Source organism: Lysobacter humi (ex Lee et al. 2017) (genome assembly GCF_054781815.1).
This window is the reverse complement of sequence record NZ_BAAGTR010000012.1, coordinates 304,297-320,384: the sequence shown is the minus strand read 5'-3', so window position 1 is coordinate 320,384 and position 16,088 is coordinate 304,297. Positions and strand designations below refer to the sequence as shown.

Below are 16,088 nucleotides of genomic sequence, written 5' to 3'. Positions count from 1 at the left end.
TCGCGGATGCGGCCGCAACAGGCCTGCCGTCCGATCCAGATGCCGACCTCGCACCGGCGTCCGGGCCGGCGCACGAAAGTCTTTTCGGCGAGGACGGGGACACACGGACCCGCAAGCGCCGCGCTCGCCCGCCGTTGACGCCCGTGCAGCGTGCGATCGGGTTGCTCAGCCGTCGTGAGCATTCGCGCAAGGAGCTCACGCGCAAGCTCTCGGCCAAGGGCATCGAGACGGACGAGGTGATGGCGGCCGTAGGCAAGCTCGCTGACGCCGGCTGGCAGGACGAGCGGCGCTTCGCGGAAAGCCTGGTGCGCGCGCGGGCTTCGAGCGGGTATGGCCCCCTCCACATCCGGGCCGAGCTCGCCACGCACGATCTCCCGGCGGAAATCCGCCAGGACGTGCTCGAAAGCTTCGACGGCGACTGGCTCGAGATCGCGCGCGATCAGGTCGCCCGCCGCTTCGCACGGATCGAGGATGCCCGCCTGCGTGCCCGCAAGGCCGGCGATTACCTCGTTCGCCGTGGTTTCCCCGGGGACATCGTCCGCGCGGCGAGTCGCCCCGACGCCGACGACTGAGGCGCGGCCCCGCTCGGGGCAGCCTGCCTGCTACTCTTCACGGTCCGCCCGCGACGCCCGGCCGCCCTCCTGGCGGCCGTCGCGCTGCCTGCCATCTCCTGAGACCGCGTCCCGGCATGAAAACCACGTCCGAAATCCGCAGCGATTTCCTCGAATTCTTCCGCAGCAAGGGGCACACCATCGTCCCGTCGGCCCCGCTCGTGCCGGCGAACGATCCGACGCTGCTGTTCACCAATTCGGGCATGGTGCAGTTCAAGAACGTCTTCCTCGGCAGCGAGAAGCCGGGCTACGTGCGCGCGGCCGACGTGCAGCGCTGCCTGCGCGCGGGCGGCAAGCACAACGACCTCGACCAGGTCGGCTACACGGCGCGCCACCACACGTTCTTCGAGATGCTCGGCAACTGGTCGTTCGGCGACTACTTCAAGAAGGAGGCGATCGCCTGGGCCTGGGAGCTGCTCACGCAGGTCTGGAAGCTGCCGCCCGAGCGCCTGCTCGTCACGATTTACCATACCGACGACGAAGCCTTCGACATCTGGCATCGCGAGATCGGCCTGCCTGTCGACCGCATCATCCGGATCGGCGACAACAAGGGCGCACCGTTCGCCTCCGACAACTTCTGGCAGATGGCCGACACCGGCCCGTGCGGCCCGTGCACCGAGATCTTCTACGACCACGGCGCGCACATCGCCGGCGGCCCCCCGGGCTCGCCCGATGAGGACGGTGACCGTTACATCGAGATCTGGAACAACGTCTTCATGCAGTTCGACCGCCAGCCGGACGGCACGCTGGTGCCGCTCCCGGCGCCGTGCGTCGACACGGGCATGGGGCTGGAGCGCATGGCCGCCGTGCTGCAGGGCGTGCACGGCAACTACGAGATCGACATCTTCGCGCACCTGGTGCGCGCCGCCGCGCGCTTGACCCAGCGCGAGGATCTCGACAACAAGTCGCTGCGCGTCATCGCCGACCACATCCGCGCCTGCTCGTTCCTCATCGTCGACGGCGTGCTGCCGTCCAACGAGGGCCGCGGCTACGTCCTGCGCCGCATCATCCGCCGCGCGATCCGCCACATCTGGAAGCTCAACGGCCTCGCGGCCGACGGCACGTTCTGGAAGATGGTCGCGCCGCTCGTCGAGGTGATGGGCGACGCGTACCCGGAGCTCGCGGCGAAGCGCGACTTCGTCGAGCGCTCGCTCAAGGCCGAAGAGGCGGCGTTCGCGCAGACGCTCGACGCCGGCATGCAGCGCCTCGAAAGCTACCTGCAGCGCAGCGCGGGCCGCATCGACGGTGAGCAGCTCTTCCAGCTGCACGACACCTACGGCTGCCCGCCGGACCTGATCGCCGACATCGTTCGCGAGCGCGAAGGCGCGGAGCTCGCGCCGTCGGCGATGGAAGACTACGAGCGCCTGATGGCCGAGCAGCGCGACCGTGCACGCGCCGCAGGCAAGTTCGGCAATGCCACGAGCATGCCCGCCGAGCTGGCCGCGCAGCTGCCCGCGACGGAGTTCCTCGGCTACGAGAAGCTGGTCGATGGCGGCCTGCAGGTCGTCGCGCTGCTGAAGGACGGCCGCCCGGTCGACGCGCTCGAAACCGGCGACGAGGGCGTGGTCATCCTCGACCGCACGCCGTTCTACGCCGAGAGCGGCGGCCAGGTGGGCGATGCGGGTGAGCTCGACCTGCAGGGCTCACGCTTCGTCGTGCGCGACACGCTGAAGTTCGCCGGCCAGTTCCATGGACACGTCGGCCGACTCGAGAGCGGCCGCATCACGCGCGGCGACAACGTGCTGGGCGCGGTCGACGCACAGCGTCGCGGCGCGACGGTGCTCAACCATTCGGCGACGCACCTGCTGCATGCCGCGCTTCGCCGCGTGCTCGGCGAACACGTGACCCAGAAGGGCTCGCTCGTCGCGCCCGATCGCCTCCGCTTCGACTTCGCGCACTTCCAGCCGGTTTCCGCGGCGGAGCTCGCGGAGATCGAGCGCCAGGTCAATGCGGAGATCCGCGCCAACCACGGCGTGGACATCCACCAGATGGAGATGCAGGAAGCGCTCGACTTCGGCGCGCTGGCGCTGTTCGGCGAGAAGTACGGCGACCGCGTGCGCGTGCTGCGCATGGGCGAGGCCTCGACCGAGCTGTGCGGCGGCACGCACGTCGCCCGCACGGGCGACATCGGCGTGTTCAAGATCCTCTCCGAAGGCGGCGTGTCGGCCGGCGTGCGGCGCATCGAGGCCGTCACCGGCCAGGGCGCGCTGGACCACATCGCGGCCGAGCTGCAGCGGCTCGACGAGGCGGCGCGGCTGGTGGGCGCGCCGCGCGCGGAAGTCGCCGACAAGCTGCGTGGCCTCATGGACCGCCAGCGTCGCCTCGAGCGCGAGCTCGAATCGCTCAAGTCGAAGGCCGCTTCGGGCGCCACGGCCGACCTGGCGTCATCCGCGGTCGACGTCGGCGGGATCAAAGTGGTCGCCGCCCGGCTGGAAGGATTCGACGCCAAGGCGCTGCGCGATGCGGTCGACCGGCTAAAGCAACAGCTGGTCGATGCCGTTGTTGTCCTTGCGGGCGTGCAGGACGGAAAGGCGGCGCTCGTGGCCGGCGTCAGCGGCACGGCGCTCGGCCCGGTCAAGGCGGGCGATCTCCTTGGGCACGTCGCCCGGCAGATCGGCGGCAAGGGCGGTGGCCGGCCGGACATGGCGCAGGGCGGTGGCGACGACGTCCCCGCATTGCGCGAGGCCCTCGCGGGTGTGGCGCAGGTCGTGATGGAACGTACTAATGCCGCTGGAGTGTGACTGCATTCCTTGCGGCATGAAATGGCCGCTCGCTACTATGGCGGGCGTTTGTGTCCATATTCCGGTGCGATCGACGCATGATCGCACCCGCCCGGCGGAGTGCCGGCCTAGGAGGTCGTAATGCTTATCCTGACGCGTCGCGTCGGCGAAACCCTGATGATCGGCGATTCGGTCTCCGTGACCGTGCTCGGCGTGAAGGGCAACCAGGTGCGGATCGGTATCACCGCACCGAAGGACGTCGCAGTCCATCGCGAAGAGATCTACCAGCGCATCCAGCGTGGCGGCGAAGGTCGCGACGAGGCCGCGCAAGGAGCCGAGGGCTGACGATTGCCGCGGCCGGCGCGGGGCGTTAACATCTCCGGCTCGCGTTATCCCGGAGACGTGCCCGAGAGGCCGAAGGGGCTCCCCTGCTAAGGGAGTATGGGGTCAAAAGCTCCATCGAGGGTTCGAATCCCTCCGTCTCCGCCAGTTGTACCGCCGCGTTGCGGCACATCGGAAACCTGCGATAAAGGCTTCCGAAAACAGAAAAATGTTTGACGACCGATTCATCTGACGTCATAATTTTTCGACTACGCGCCCGTAGCTCAGTTGGATAGAGCACCAGGCTACGAACTTGGGGGTCGGAGGTTCGAATCCTTCCGGGCGCGCCAAATACCGACAGGCCGATGGGAAACCATCGGCCTGTTTGTATTTGCGCGTCTGTGTCCCGACGGTGCGTCCGGTGTGGGCATCTCGCGACGCTCCTGGTCGCATGCAACGCCGACGGGACGTGCGTCGAATTGCACGACGAGCTACATGCTCGGCGTCACCCGCGTGTCGGGCAGTCCCGTCAGGAAGGCCGCGATCGGCGCTGGCGAGCGCATCCATGCGAAATGATCGGCCGCGACGCCGAGGCGCGCGGTGTCGAACGTCTCGACGCGCACGTCGTGGCTCGCCGTCTTGCCGACGAGGTAGCGCAGCGACGACGCCGGCGCGAGCCAGTCCGCGTCGAGTACCGCCGCGCGCACGGGAAGGTCAAGGGTCGCGAGGCGCGGCTCGAGATCACCGACGCCCGGTGCCGCGTAGCGCCCCGTGAGCGCGGTCCCGCTCCAGTCATGGATCACGCTTCGGGCCTCGTTCCCGCCGAAGCCCAGTCGTCGACCGGGCAGCGAGCCGTTGAGCCGCGCGAGCGATCGCAGCGTCTGGTAAGCCACCGGCAGCCACCACGCCGTGCGGCGCGGAAAGGCGCCGGGCCACGGCGAGCCGCTGGCAACGAGCCAGAGCGCCTCGACGCCCTGCGGGTCCAGCGCCGCGGCGCACGCCGCCAGCTGTCCACCCAGACTGTGCCCGCCGATGCGGGGCGGTGCCGGGTAATCGCGCGCCGCGAGCCCGCGTGTCGCCGGAATGTCGTCCAGCAGGAGCTCCCGGTAGCCCCAGTCCTCGCGACGCGACGCGCGCAGGTTGCTGCTGCCGAGCCCGCGCCACTCGTGCACCGTCACGGCGACGCCGTGCGCCGCGAGCGCCTGGGCGAAGGGTTCGTAATGCCGGGCCGCGACACCCAGCGCCGGCAGCCAGACGACATGCGCGCGCGGCTCGGCCGGGCGCGCGCAGAGCACCGCCCAGCGATGCCCGTCGCGCGCGGCGACGTCGCACCAGCCGACCTCGCTCACGGCGCGGCGCCGAAATGGTCGAGCACGACCACGCGCCCACGCCCCGGTCGATAGCCGGTCAGGAGCGCGCGATGCACGTAGTCCGTCGCGCGTGCGCACGCCGCGGCGAGCGAGTGGCCGAGCGCCAGGTTCGCGGCGATCGCGGAGGCGAGGGTGCAGCCCGTGCCGTGGCCTTCGACCGGGAGGCGCGGGTGCACGAACTGCTCGACGCGCCCGCCCGGCAGCGCGAGCAGGTCGACCACCTGCGTCGGCTCGGGTCCGTGACCGCCCTTGACGAGCGCGCTGCGCGCGCCGAGGGCGAGGAGGTCGAACGCGGCAGGCCCCGCGTCCCGCGCATCACGCACGTCGCGCCCGAGCAGAAGCGACGCTTCGGGCAGGTTCGGCGTAACCACCGCCGCCATCGGGAAGAGGCGATCACGCATCGCGAACAGCGCATCGGGTTCGAGCAGGCGCGCGCCCGATGTCGCGACCATCACCGGATCGAGCACGAGCGGCACCGGATGGTGGCGTTCGAGCGCATCGGCCACCGCCATGATCACCGCCGCATTCGCGAGCATGCCGAGCTTGACCGCGCGGATGTCGAAGTCGTCGAAGCAGGCGTCGATCTGCTCGGCCAGGAAGCCCGTGTCGGGCACGTGCACCGCAGTGACGCCGCGCGTGTTCTGCGCCGTCAGTGCCGCGATCGCGCTGAGCCCGTGCACGCGATGCGCGGCGAACGTGCGCAGGTCCGCCTGGATGCCGGCGCCGCCGCCGGAATCGGAGCCGGCGATGGTGAGGACCGAGCAGCGCATCGGCTCAGAGCACCTCGGACGCGAAGTCGGCCAGGCGCGAGCGCTCACCGCGGCGCAGCGTGATGTGCGCGCTGTGGGGCCACGACTTGAAGCGGTCGACGACGTAGGTGAGGCCCGACGTGGTCTCGGTGAGGTAGGGCGTGTCGATCTGCTCGAGGTTGCCGAGGCAGACGATCTTCGTACCCGGCCCCGCACGCGTGATCAGCGTCTTCATCTGCTTGGGCGTGAGGTTCTGCGCCTCGTCCAGGATCAGGTAGCGCGACAGGAACGTGCGGCCGCGCATGAAGTTCATCGAGCGGATCTTGATGCGGCTCGCGAGCAGGTCGTTCGTCGCCGCGCGGCCCCAGCTGCCGCCCTCCTGGTTGCTGGTGAGCACCTCGAGGTTGTCGGTGAGCGCGCCCATCCAGGGCGTCATCTTTTCCTCTTCGGTGCCGGGCAGGAAGCCGATGTCCTCGCCGACACTCACCGTGGCGCGGGTCATGATGATCTCGCGGTAGATCTGCTGGTCCATCGTCTGCGCGAGGCCCGCGGCGAGCGCGAGCAGCGTCTTGCCCGTGCCGGCGGTGCCCAGCAGCGAGACGAAGTCGACCTCCGGGTTCATCAGCGCATTGAGCGCGAAGTTCTGCTCGCGGTTGCGCGCGGTGATGCCCCAGACCGCGTGCTGCTGGGGCCGGAAGTCATCGACGATCTGCAGGCGCACGCGCTGCTCGTCGGCCTCCACCACGCGCAGTTCGGCTTCCTCGTCGCCGGGCAGGTGCAGGAACTGGTTGGCGTACCAGTCGTCGCCGTCCTGTCGTGCGATCTCGTAGTACGTGCGGCCGCGCTCGGTCCACGAGCGCAGGCCCTTGCCGTGCCGTGCCCAGAAGTCCTCGGGCAGCTCGGTGACGCCCGTATAGAGCAGGTCGAGGTCGGTGAGCGCGCGGTCGTTCTCGTAGTCCTCCGAGTCGAGGCCGGCAATCGCGGCCTTGATGCGCAGGTTGATGTCCTTCGAGACGAGCACGACGTCGGCGTCCGGCTCGCGGTTGCGCAGCGACTCGACCGCGCCGAGGATCGCGTTGTCGGGCACGACCGCGCCGAACTTGCGCTGGACGTCGTCAGGTTCGGTCTGGAAGCGCAGGCGCCCGATGCTCTCGGGGCCGCGCAGGTTCAGCCCATCGGGCTGGACGAGCGGAACGCCGGTCGACAGCGCCTCGTGGCCGCGCGACTGGATCAGCTCGTTGAGGTAGCGGCTCGCCTGGCGCGCATTGCGGCTCGCCTCCGACGTGCCCTTCTTGCCGCGGTCGAGTTCCTCGATCACCTGCATCGGCAGGTAGACGTCGTGCTCCTCGAACCGGAAAAGCGCGGTCGGGTCGTGCATCAGGACGTTGGTGTCCAGCACGTAGATCCGCTTGCCTGCCATCAGCCGCTCCATGACCGCGCCGTCTGCGCGTCGACAGCCCACCATAGCGCCCGGTCGCCGGGGGGTGAAGGCCCGTTGTAGATCAGCTCGCGTCGCCCGCCACGTGCCGGCGCAGGGCGTCGAGGACGGCCGCGGCATGGCCCGGCACGCGGACCTTGCGCCAGCTCTCGACGATGTCACCACCCGGCGCGATCAGGAACGTGCTGCGCTCGATGCCGACGACCTTGCGGCCGTACATCGTCTTCTCGCGGATGACGTCGAAGGCCTCGCAGGCGCGCCCGTCGGCATCGCTCGCGACAGGAAAGCCATAGCCCTGCCGGTTACAGAAGCCCTGCTGGACGCGCAGCGAGTCGCGCGAGACGCCCACGACATCGCAGCCGAGCGCGTTGAACCGGGCGAGGAGGGCATCGAAATCGTGCCCCTCGGTCGTGCAGCCCGGCGTGTTGCTCTTGGGATAGAAGTAGAGCGCGAGCCAGCGCTCGCGCGGCGGCAGCTCGAGCGATGCGTCGTTCGACAGCGGGAGCGACAGGGCAGGGGCGCGGTCGATCATCGTCGCAGCCGCCTCAGAACTTCATCGGATCCATGATCGCGTCGAGGTTCAGGTGATCGCAGAACTCGAGGAAGTCATCGCGAAGCGCGGCGATGTGCATGCTCGACGGCACGCCGATGGTGAGCTGCGCGCTGAACATGTCCGCGCCCGTCTGCATGGCGCGGTAGCGCGAGCAGTGCAGGGTCTCGATGGTGATGCCCTGGCGGTCGAAGAAATCGGCGAGCTGGAACAGGATCCCTGGCTTGTCGGCGGCGACGACCTCCACAACGTAGGGCAGCAGGTTGGACTGCACCGGCTTGGGGCCCGTGCGGTACCAGACGAGCTTCAGGCCTTCTTCGCGCTCCAGACGCGTGAGCATCGCCTCGAGCTTGGCCACGGCGTCCCACGAGCCGATGGCGAGCGCGGTCACCGACACATCACGGCCCACCGTCGACAGGCGCGCATCGACCATGTTGCACCCGCTGTCGGCGATCCGGCGCGTCACCATCAGCAGCGGGGATTCCGGATGCGTGGTGTAGGCGTTGATCAGCAGGTAGTTTTCGTTCGGCGACGGCCGGGCAGCGGTGTCGGACAAGGCGGCGCCTGCAGGGATTCGAAGGGAGTTTCCGGCGGAAACGCCGGGAGAGGCCGCTTCCGCGGTCGATCAGGATACTTGCCGGTGCTTTTGCGCCGCAAGTAACATCCCCGCGCGCATACTGGCGCCCTCTCCCCCGATCCGCGTTCGCGGAGGCCTTCCTTGCGACTCACCGGCAGCATCACCGCGCTCGCGACGCCGTTCGACGCGTCGGGCGAACTCGACCTCGACGCCTGGACCCGGCTGCTCAACGCGCAGCTCGACGCGGGCACGCAGGGCGTGGTCGTGGCCGGCTCGACGGGGGAGGCCGCTGCGCTCCTCGATCCCGAATACGACCTGCTGCTGCGTACCGCCGTGCAGATCGTCGGCGGCCGCATCCCGGTCATCGCCGGGACGGGCCTGTCGAACACGCTCAAGACGGTGGAGTCGACCCGCCGCGCGAAGGCGCTCGGCGCGGACGCGGCGCTCGTGGTGACCCCGCCCTACGTGCGCCCGACGCAGGCCGGCCTCATCGCCCACTACCGCGCAGTGGCGAGCGATGCGGCATTGCCGGTGCTGCTCTACAACGTACCTGGACGCACCGGCTGCGACCTGATTCCGGAAACCGTGGCGGAGCTGTGCGGGCATCCGCGCATCGTCGGCATCAAGGAAGCGCGCAACGAGCCCGAGCGCATGACCGCGCTCCTCGCCCTGCGCGACGAGGGCTTCGCCGTGCTCAGCGGCGACGACCCGACCGCCTGTCGCGCGATGCTGCAGGGCGCCGACGGCGTGATCTCGGTCGCGTCGAACGTGGTGCCGGCCGCCTTCCGTCGCCTGTGCGACCTCGCGCGCGCGCGTGACGCTGCGGCGGAAGCGCACGACGCCCGCATGCACGAGCTCTACGACTTCCTCGGCGTCGAGCCGAATCCGATCCCGGTCAAGGCGCTGCTCACGCGACTGGGCATCGGCGAAGGCCTGCGCCTGCCACTCACCGCGCTCTCCGCGACGCATGCGGAGGCCGCGACCCGGTTCGCCGGCCTCGCGCAGCAGATCGAATCCACCTGCCGCGACCGCGTCGCGGCCTGAAACCGGAGTCTCCATGTCGAAGCTGTCCGTCGTCGCCCGTGCCTCGCTGCTCGTCCTCCTGACCGTCACCGTCGCTGCCGGCTGCAGCCGCTTTCGCAAGGGCGGCAAGCTCTACAGCTCGACCGGGCAGGCGCAGGCGCTGGAAGTCCCGCCCGACCTCGACACGACGCCCAGCGCCGCCGCTACGGCGAGCGCCGTGACGGCGTCCGGCACGCAGCAGGCGGCGGCACAGTCGCAGCTCGGCTTCGCCGCGACGGGTTCGCGCGACGAGGTCTTCGGCCGCGTCGGCGAGGCACTGTCGCGTATCGAGGGGCTCACCATCACCAGCCGCGCGCAGCTGCTGGGTGCCTTCGACGTGACCTACCAGGGCGCGAGCTTCCTCGTGCGCGTGACCACGGGTGAGAACGGCACGTTCGTCTCGGCGGTCGATCCGCGTGGTCTTCCCGTCACGGGCGACGCACCGCGCAAGGTCATCGAGAGCCTGCGCGCCAGCATCGTGCGCTGAGGTTCGCGCTGCAGATGAAAAAAGGGCGCCGAAAGGCGCCCTTTTTCTTGGAGCTGCGAGGCCGGCCTCAGCGTTCGAGCAGATCGAGCTTGCCCGGCTTGCCTTCCCAGTCCTTCGCATCGGGCAGACCGTCCTTGCGCGCGGTGATCGCCGGCCAGGCCTTCGAGAGCTCGGCATTGAGCGCGATGAACTGCTCCTGCCCGGCGGGTACGTCGTCCTCCGGATAGATCGCGTTGATCGGGCACTCCGGCTCGCAGAGCGTGCAGTCGATGCATTCGTCCGGATCGATCACGAGGAAGTTCGGGCCCTCACGGAAGCAGTCGACCGGACAGACCTCGACGCAGTCGGTGTACTTGCACTTGATGCAGTTCTCGGTGACGACGAAGGGCATGCGGGTCTTCCGGTGAGGGTCGCCCGGAGATCGTCCGGGGGCTGAAACGAAACAACCCGCGCATCGCTGCACGGGTTGCCGGTGTCGCCTGTCGCATCGATGCGCCGGGCCGTGTATGGCGCTCCCTACGGGATTCGAACCCGTGTTTTAGCCTTGAGAGGGCCACGTCCTAGGCCTCTAGACGAAGGGAGCAGGGGAGGTGCCGGAAGCTCCGTCCGGCACGCTGCTAGTATAGGCGGGCTCGGCGCCTGACGGCAATGGGCAATCCTCTCCAATTGCGGCGTAATGCCCGCTGATGCCAGCCGATCCCACTGCCGCCCTCCAGGTCATTCCCCGCGATTCGCACGTCGTCTCGCGCCGCGACATCAGCCCCAACGCGCTCCGCGTGCTCTACCGACTGCGGGAGGCCGGCTTCGGTGCCTACCTCGTCGGCGGCGCCGTGCGCGACCTCCTGATCGGGGGCCACCCGAAGGACTTCGACGTCGCCACCGACGCCACGCCGGAGCAGATCCGCGGCCTGTTCCGCAATTGCCGGCTCATCGGACGGCGCTTCCGGCTCGCACACGTCGTCTTCGGCCGCGAGATCGTCGAGGTCGCGACGTTCCGCGCGAATGTCGAGGAGTCGGACGTCGAGGCACACGAGGTCGAGGCTGTCGTGCGCGACAACGTCTTCGGTTCGATCGAGGACGATGCGGTGCGCCGCGACTTCACCGCGAACGCGCTGTACTACTCGATCGAGGACTTCTCGATCCGCGACTACGTCGGCGGCTTCCGGGACGTGCAGGATCGTGTGATGCGGCTCATCGGGGATCCCGAGCGCCGCTATCGCGAGGATCCGGTGCGCATGCTGCGCGCGGTGCGCCTGGCCGCCAAGCTCGGGTTCTCGATCGAAGCCGAGACCGCGGCACCGATCCCGAGGCTCGCTGCGCTGCTGCGCGATGCCGCGCCGGCGCGTCTGTTCGAGGAATGCCTCAAGCTGTTCCTGTCGGGGCATGCGGTCGACAGCTTCCTGGGCCTGGAGCGCCATGGGCTGCTCGAAGTGCTGTTCCCCGAATCGGCCGCCGCATTGCGCTCGAACCGCTCCGGTGCGCTGCGGAGCATGGTGCTGAAGGGTCTGGCCGAGACCGACGCCCGCATCGCGGCCGACGAGCCTGCGTCCCCTGCATTCCTGTTCGCGCTCCTGCTGTGGCCGGCGTACTGCCGCGCGCTCGCGCGGCTTCAGGCCGACGGCGTGCAGCTCGCCGATGCGCAGCAGCGCGCCGCGGACCGAGTCACGCTGCACCAGATGGACATGATCGCGCTGCCCCGTCGGTTCTCGCTGCCGATGCAGGAGATATGGCTGCTGCAGCCGCGCTTCTCGCAGCGCCAGCGTCGCCGCGTGTTCCGTTTGCTGTCGCATCCGCGCTTCCGCGCCGCGTTCGACTTCCTCGTGCTCCGGCTCGCCGCCTCGGACGAGCATCTGCCCGACGTCGAGTTCTGGCGCGAGGCCCAGCAGCATCCGGACGCCGCCGTCGCCCAGGTCGAGGGCCTCGAGGCGGTGGCGGAGGACGGACCAGCCGGCCCGCGTCGTCGCCGTCGCCGTCGTCGCGCGGGTGGCGGCCCGGAGTGATGCCCGACGCGGTGCAGGCCTGCATCGGCCTGGGCGCGAACCTGGGTGATGCGGCGCGGGCGGTGCGGGACGCCGCCGTGGCGCTGGGCGATGTCGATGGCATCGTCGACGTTCGCCTGTCGCCGCTGTACCGCACGCCGGCCTGGGGCGTGACCGACCAGCCCGACTTCGTCAATGCGGTGGCCCTGCTGCGCACGGTGTTCACGCCCCGCGCGCTGCTCGATGTGCTCCTGGACCTGGAGCGCGCGGCCGGCCGCGACCGCGCCTCGGCGATGCCCTGGGGTCCGCGGGTGCTGGACCTCGACCTGCTGCTGTACGGGGATTCGGTGGTCGACGAGCCCGGGCTGCACGTGCCCCATCCCCGCATGCACGAGCGCGCCTTCGTGCTGGTGCCGCTGCATGCCCTGGCACCGGAAACCGTCGTCCCCGGGCGCGGCCGGGTCGACGCGCTGCTCCGCGGCGTGGAAACCGCGCGCATCGAAGCGATACGCTAGCGGGATGTACTCCGACTCCTCCCGCGCGTCCCGCCCCGTGCCGGTCACGGTGCCGATGCTCGCGCAGGCCAAGCGCGACGGTCGTCCGCTGACGATGCTCACCTGCTACGACGCCGGCTTCGCGCGGGCGATCGACGCCTCGGGCGTCGACATGGTGCTCGTCGGCGATTCGCTCGGCATGGTGGTGCAGGGGCATTCGAGCACGCTGCCGGTCACGGTCGACGACATCGCGTACCACACGGCCTGCGTGGCCCGTGGGCTGCAGCGCGCGCTGCTCATCGCCGACCTGCCGTTCCAGGCCGATGCGGACGCCGCCCACGCGCTCGATGCGTCCACGCGCTTCCTCCGGGCGGGCGCGGCGATGGTCAAGCTCGAGGGCGCCGGCTTCAAGCTCGACGTCATCCGCCACCTGGTCGCACGCGAGATCCCCGTCTGCGCACACCTCGGGCTGACGCCCCAATCGGTGCATCGGCTCGGCGGCTACAAGGTGCAGGGCCGGGGTGACGAAGCCGGCGCCCGGCTGCTCGAGGACGCCCGCGCGGTCGCCGCGGCGGGCGCCACGCTGCTCGTGCTGGAATGCGTGCCGATGGAACTCGCGGCCCGCATCACCGCGGAAATCGGGATCCCGACGATCGGCATCGGCGCGGGTCCGGAGTGCGACGGCCAGGTGCTCGTGCTCCATGACATGCTCGGCCTGCGCCACGGCCGGCAGCCGCGCTTCGTCAAGGACTTCCTGGCGACCGGCGGGAGCGTGCAGGGCGCGTTCGAGGCGTTCGTCGCCGAAGTGCACGAGCGTCGGTTCCCCGCGCCCGAGCACGGCTACGCCTGAGCCCCGCATGATCGAGACCTCGCTCGACGCGCTGCGTGCGCGCATTGCCGGCTGGAAGCGCGAGGGCCAGCGCATCGCGTTCGTGCCCACGATGGGCAACCTGCATGCGGGGCATTTCGCACTCGTGGAGCTCGCGCGTCGCCACGCCGACCGCGTCGTCGCGAGCGTGTTCGTCAACCCGACGCAGTTCGGGCCGAGCGAGGACTTCTCGCGCTATCCGCGTACGCCCGAAGCCGATGCCGAAGGCCTGCATGCGGCCGGCTGCGACCTGCTGTGGATGCCCTCGGTGGAGACCATGTACCCCGAGGGCCTCGCCGGCGTCGTGCGCGTCCAGGTGCCGGGCGTCACCGGAGTTCTCGAAGGCGCGCACCGGCCCGGGCATTTCGATGGCGTGGCAACCGTCGTGGCCCGCCTGTTCCTGCAGGTGCAGCCGGACGTCGCCGTCTTCGGGCGCAAGGACTTCCAGCAGCTCGCGGTGATCCGTTACCTCGTGCGCGAGTTGTCGTTTCCTATCGGGATCGTCGCCGCCCCCACGGTGCGCGAGGCCGACGGGCTGGCGATGAGCTCGCGCAACCAGTACCTGTCGCCGGCGGAGCGCGACGTCGCGCCGGTGATCCACCGGACGCTGCAGCGCATGCGCGAGGCCTGGGAGGCTGGGGCGACGCCCGAAGCCGTCGAGCGGGACGCGTCGAGGGCCTTGGCCGCCGCCGGGTTCGAGGTGGACTACGCCGTCGTCCGGCGCCCGGACCTCGCGCTGCCCGCCGCCGGCGAACGACCGGCCGTGGCACTCGTCGCCGCCCGGCTCGGCCGTACCCGCCTGATCGACAACCTCGAGTTCGACGCAGGGCCCGCGGCCGGCTGAACGCCGCGATGTTGCACCGCGCCATGCGCTGCTAGACTTCGCGCGTCCATGCCCGCCGCCCGCGGGTCGAGTGCGCCGCCATGCTCCTGAACATGCTCAAGGCCAAGATCCACCGTGCCACGGTCACCCATGCCGAGCTGCATTACGAAGGCTCGTGCGCGATCGACGGGCGCCTGCTCGACATCTCGGGCATCCGCGAGTACGAGCAGATCCACATCTGGAACGTCAACCAGGGCACGCGTTTCGTGACGTACGCGATCCGCGCCGACGAAGGCAGCGGCGTCATCTCGGTCAACGGCGCCGCGGCGCACCTCGCGCAGCCCGGTGACCTCGTCATCATCGCCGCCTACGGACAATGCGACGAGGCGGAAGCCGCGAAGTTCAAGCCGACGTGCGTCTACGTCGACCGCGACAACCGCCTGACGCACACCAACCAGTCGATCCCCGCACAGGCCGCGTAACGGAATGCAGACCGCCGACCGCCTCAGCCGACTGCGCGCCGAGGCGGCGCGCAGCATGTCCCGCACCATCCGGCAGCTTCTGGCCGACGATCCCGGTCGTGCCACCGGGCTCAGCCTCCGCGTCGGCGCGATCCGCGCGAACTTCGCGCGCCAGCGCTACGACCGCGACGCCCTCGACGCCCTGTTCCGCATCGCGGACGCCTGTGATTTCGCGGGCCGCCTGCGTGCGCTCGTCGACGGCGAGCAGGTCAATCCCACCGAACGCCGCCCGGCGCTGCACACCGCGCTGCGCGGCGACGTCGGGCAGTCGCCGCTCGCCCGGGACGCGCACCGCGTCGCATGCGAAGCACGTATGCGCATGGAGGAGACGATCGGCCGGCTGCAGGCGCTAGGCGTCACGGATGTCGTCAGCGTCGGCATCGGCGGCTCGGATCTTGGCCCTCGGCTCGTGGTCGATGCGCTTGCCGCGCCCGGTGCCGGCGCGGTTCGCGTGCACTTCCTTTCGAACGTGGACGGGCATGCCGCCCAGCGCGTGCTTGCGGGCCTCGATCCCTCGAGCACCGCCGCGCTGCTGATCTCGAAGAGCTTCGGCACGCAGGAGACGCTGCTCAACGGCAGGATCCTCCGCGCCTGGCTCGGCGACGACGCGCGCCTGTTCGCGATCACGGCGAACGGCGCGCGCGCCGAAGCATTCGGCATCCCGGCCGAGCGCGTGCTGCCGATGTGGGACTGGGTGGGTGGGCGCTATTCGCTGTGGTCGGCCGTCGGCCTGCCGATCGCGATCGCCATCGGCATGCAGGGCTTCGACGCACTGCTCGAGGGCGCGGCGGAGATGGACGCGCATGTGGTCGGGACGCCGGCACGCGGCAACCTAGCGGCGTGGCATGCGCTCACCGCGGTGTGGAACCGGAACGCGCTGGGGCTCGCGGCGCATGCGGTGCTGCCGTATGACGAGCGTCTCCGCCTGCTGCCGAACTACCTGCAGCAACTGGTGATGGAGAGCCTCGGCAAGTCGGTACGCGCCGACGGAACACCGGTCGGGCTCGATACGGTGCCGGTCTGGTGGGGCGGCGCCGGCACCGACACGCAGCACAGCTTCTTCCAGGCCCTGCACCAGGGCACGACGGTCGTGCCGTGCGACTTCATCGGCGTGCTGCGTCCCGACGCGCCGCATCGCGAGAACCACGATGCCCTCCTGTCGAACCTCCTCGCGCAGAGCGAGGCCTTTGCGAACGGGCAGGACAGCGAGGATCCGCATCGCCGCTATCCCGGCGGTCGACCGAGCACGATGATCCTGCTCGACGCACTCACGCCGCAGGCGCTCGGCGGCCTGATCGCGATGTACGAGCACAGCGTCTACCTTCAGTCCGTGGTGTGGGGCATCAATGCCTTCGACCAGTTCGGCGTCGAGCTCGGCAAGCAGATCGCGGACCGGCTGCTGCCTGCGGTGCGTGGCGAGGTGGAGGCCGATGATCCGGTTACGCGGGCCCTGCTTGCGGACATCGCCCCGGCGCGTTGATCGCGGCACGAGCGGGCTCGACGCACGGGGCGGCACGG

Annotated in this window: 17 protein-coding genes and 3 tRNA genes; 13 read left to right on the top strand and 7 right to left on the bottom strand. The window is 70.0% G+C overall.

The annotated features are described in order from the left end of the window. Positions 1 to 134: 134 nt before the first annotated feature. The 5 genes from ACYVJJ_RS12535 (at position 135) to ACYVJJ_RS12515 (ending at position 4,002) form a co-directional block, all read left to right on the top strand. Complete coding sequence (locus ACYVJJ_RS12535) at positions 135 to 572, top strand: regulatory protein RecX (RefSeq protein WP_460834683.1); 438 nt, start codon at positions 135 to 137, stop codon at positions 570 to 572. A gap of 116 nt (positions 573 to 688) precedes the next feature. Beyond that, the gene (gene alaS / locus ACYVJJ_RS12530) at positions 689 to 3,352 is read left to right on the top strand and encodes an alanine--tRNA ligase (RefSeq protein ID WP_460834025.1); all 2,664 of its coding nucleotides are present in this window, start codon (positions 689 to 691) and stop codon (positions 3,350 to 3,352) included. A 120-nt stretch (positions 3,353 to 3,472) separates the two neighbouring features. After that, positions 3,473 to 3,676, top strand: coding sequence for a carbon storage regulator CsrA (gene csrA, locus ACYVJJ_RS12525; RefSeq protein ID WP_460834024.1), 204 nt, complete (start codon positions 3,473 to 3,475; stop codon positions 3,674 to 3,676). 51 nt (positions 3,677 to 3,727) lie between these two features. After that, positions 3,728 to 3,820 (top strand) — tRNA-Ser (locus ACYVJJ_RS12520). A 105-nt stretch (positions 3,821 to 3,925) separates the two neighbouring features. After that, positions 3,926 to 4,002: transfer RNA gene (locus ACYVJJ_RS12515), tRNA-Arg, on the top strand. A 141-nt stretch (positions 4,003 to 4,143) separates the two neighbouring features. On the opposite strand, the gene ACYVJJ_RS12510 is transcribed toward ACYVJJ_RS12515, so the two are convergent. The 5 genes from ACYVJJ_RS12510 to ACYVJJ_RS12490 all read right to left on the bottom strand — a co-directional run bounded on the left by ACYVJJ_RS12510 (position 4,144) and on the right by ACYVJJ_RS12490 (position 8,315). Continuing rightward, positions 4,144 to 5,001: an alpha/beta hydrolase family protein gene (locus ACYVJJ_RS12510; RefSeq protein ID WP_460834022.1), complete on the bottom strand. Its 858-nt coding sequence runs from the start codon at positions 4,999 to 5,001 to the stop codon at positions 4,144 to 4,146. Further along, positions 4,998 to 5,792, bottom strand: a complete 795-nt coding sequence (gene thiD, locus ACYVJJ_RS12505; protein WP_460834020.1) for a bifunctional hydroxymethylpyrimidine kinase/phosphomethylpyrimidine kinase — start codon at positions 5,790 to 5,792, stop codon at positions 4,998 to 5,000. The genes ACYVJJ_RS12510 and thiD overlap by 4 nt, the downstream gene beginning before the upstream one ends. Positions 5,793 to 5,796: 4 nt before the next feature. Beyond that, entirely contained in the window at positions 5,797 to 7,194 is a 1,398-nt protein-coding gene (locus ACYVJJ_RS12500; protein ID WP_460834681.1) for a PhoH family protein, read from the bottom strand. A gap of 79 nt (positions 7,195 to 7,273) precedes the next feature. Further along, entirely contained in the window at positions 7,274 to 7,741 is a 468-nt protein-coding gene (locus ACYVJJ_RS12495; RefSeq protein ID WP_460834019.1) for a peroxiredoxin, read from the bottom strand. A gap of 13 nt (positions 7,742 to 7,754) precedes the next feature. Next, positions 7,755 to 8,315: a glycine cleavage system transcriptional repressor gene (locus tag ACYVJJ_RS12490; protein ID WP_460834017.1), complete on the bottom strand. Its 561-nt coding sequence runs from the start codon at positions 8,313 to 8,315 to the stop codon at positions 7,755 to 7,757. Between the two features lie 162 nt (positions 8,316 to 8,477). On the opposite strand from ACYVJJ_RS12490, the gene dapA reads away from it, so the two are divergent. Next, entirely contained in the window at positions 8,478 to 9,380 is a 903-nt protein-coding gene (gene dapA / locus ACYVJJ_RS12485) for a 4-hydroxy-tetrahydrodipicolinate synthase (protein ID WP_460834016.1), read from the top strand. A gap of 13 nt (positions 9,381 to 9,393) precedes the next feature. Further along, positions 9,394 to 9,885 (top strand): hypothetical protein, encoded by a 492-nt coding sequence (locus ACYVJJ_RS12480; RefSeq protein WP_460834014.1) that lies wholly within the window; start codon positions 9,394 to 9,396, stop codon positions 9,883 to 9,885. A gap of 67 nt (positions 9,886 to 9,952) precedes the next feature. Here the strand turns inward: ACYVJJ_RS12480 and fdxA are convergent, their stop codons facing one another. Both fdxA and ACYVJJ_RS12470 read right to left on the bottom strand, forming a co-directional pair. Continuing rightward, complete coding sequence (gene fdxA / locus ACYVJJ_RS12475) at positions 9,953 to 10,276, bottom strand: ferredoxin FdxA (protein WP_460834012.1); 324 nt, start codon at positions 10,274 to 10,276, stop codon at positions 9,953 to 9,955. A 116-nt stretch (positions 10,277 to 10,392) separates the two neighbouring features. Continuing rightward, positions 10,393 to 10,468: transfer RNA gene (locus tag ACYVJJ_RS12470), tRNA-Glu, on the bottom strand. Between the two features lie 103 nt (positions 10,469 to 10,571). Here ACYVJJ_RS12470 and pcnB point away from each other — a divergent pair. The 6 genes from pcnB (at position 10,572) to pgi (ending at position 16,050) form a co-directional block, all read left to right on the top strand. Beyond that, the gene (gene pcnB, locus ACYVJJ_RS12465) at positions 10,572 to 11,885 is read left to right on the top strand and encodes a polynucleotide adenylyltransferase PcnB (protein ID WP_460834010.1); all 1,314 of its coding nucleotides are present in this window, start codon (positions 10,572 to 10,574) and stop codon (positions 11,883 to 11,885) included. Then, positions 11,885 to 12,379, top strand: coding sequence for a 2-amino-4-hydroxy-6-hydroxymethyldihydropteridine diphosphokinase (gene folK / locus ACYVJJ_RS12460; RefSeq protein ID WP_460834008.1), 495 nt, complete (start codon positions 11,885 to 11,887; stop codon positions 12,377 to 12,379). The genes pcnB and folK overlap by 1 nt, the downstream gene beginning before the upstream one ends. 4 nt (positions 12,380 to 12,383) lie before the next feature. Next, a complete protein-coding gene (panB, locus tag ACYVJJ_RS12455) occupies positions 12,384 to 13,208 on the top strand; it encodes a 3-methyl-2-oxobutanoate hydroxymethyltransferase (RefSeq protein WP_460834006.1) in 825 nt (274 codons plus the stop codon). A 7-nt stretch (positions 13,209 to 13,215) separates the two neighbouring features. After that, entirely contained in the window at positions 13,216 to 14,070 is an 855-nt protein-coding gene (gene panC / locus ACYVJJ_RS12450) for a pantoate--beta-alanine ligase (RefSeq protein WP_460834004.1), read from the top strand. 80 nt (positions 14,071 to 14,150) lie between these two features. Further along, a complete protein-coding gene (gene panD, locus ACYVJJ_RS12445; protein ID WP_460834002.1) occupies positions 14,151 to 14,531 on the top strand; it encodes an aspartate 1-decarboxylase in 381 nt (126 codons plus the stop codon). 4 nt (positions 14,532 to 14,535) lie between these two features. Then, the gene (gene pgi, locus ACYVJJ_RS12440; protein ID WP_460834001.1) at positions 14,536 to 16,050 is read left to right on the top strand and encodes a glucose-6-phosphate isomerase; all 1,515 of its coding nucleotides are present in this window, start codon (positions 14,536 to 14,538) and stop codon (positions 16,048 to 16,050) included. Positions 16,051 to 16,088 lie beyond the last annotated feature (38 nt).

Coding starts and splice junctions, on each gene's coding strand:
- fdxA (WP_460834012.1), bottom strand. CDS start 10,276: ATGCCCTTCGTCGTCACCGAGAACTGCATCAAGTGCAAGTACACCGAC.
- panC (WP_460834004.1), top strand. CDS start 13,216: ATGATCGAGACCTCGCTCGACGCGCTGCGTGCGCGCATTGCCGGCTGG.
- panD (WP_460834002.1), top strand. CDS start 14,151: ATGCTCCTGAACATGCTCAAGGCCAAGATCCACCGTGCCACGGTCACC.
- panB (WP_460834006.1), top strand. CDS start 12,384: ATGTACTCCGACTCCTCCCGCGCGTCCCGCCCCGTGCCGGTCACGGTG.
- pcnB (WP_460834010.1), top strand. CDS start 10,572: ATGCCAGCCGATCCCACTGCCGCCCTCCAGGTCATTCCCCGCGATTCG.
- csrA (WP_460834024.1), top strand. CDS start 3,473: ATGCTTATCCTGACGCGTCGCGTCGGCGAAACCCTGATGATCGGCGAT.
- ACYVJJ_RS12495 (WP_460834019.1), bottom strand. CDS start 7,741: ATGATCGACCGCGCCCCTGCCCTGTCGCTCCCGCTGTCGAACGACGCA.
- ACYVJJ_RS12480 (WP_460834014.1), top strand. CDS start 9,394: ATGTCGAAGCTGTCCGTCGTCGCCCGTGCCTCGCTGCTCGTCCTCCTG.
- folK (WP_460834008.1), top strand. CDS start 11,885: ATGCCCGACGCGGTGCAGGCCTGCATCGGCCTGGGCGCGAACCTGGGT.
- thiD (WP_460834020.1), bottom strand. CDS start 5,792: ATGCGCTGCTCGGTCCTCACCATCGCCGGCTCCGATTCCGGCGGCGGC.
- alaS (WP_460834025.1), top strand. CDS start 689: ATGAAAACCACGTCCGAAATCCGCAGCGATTTCCTCGAATTCTTCCGC.
- pgi (WP_460834001.1), top strand. CDS start 14,536: ATGCAGACCGCCGACCGCCTCAGCCGACTGCGCGCCGAGGCGGCGCGC.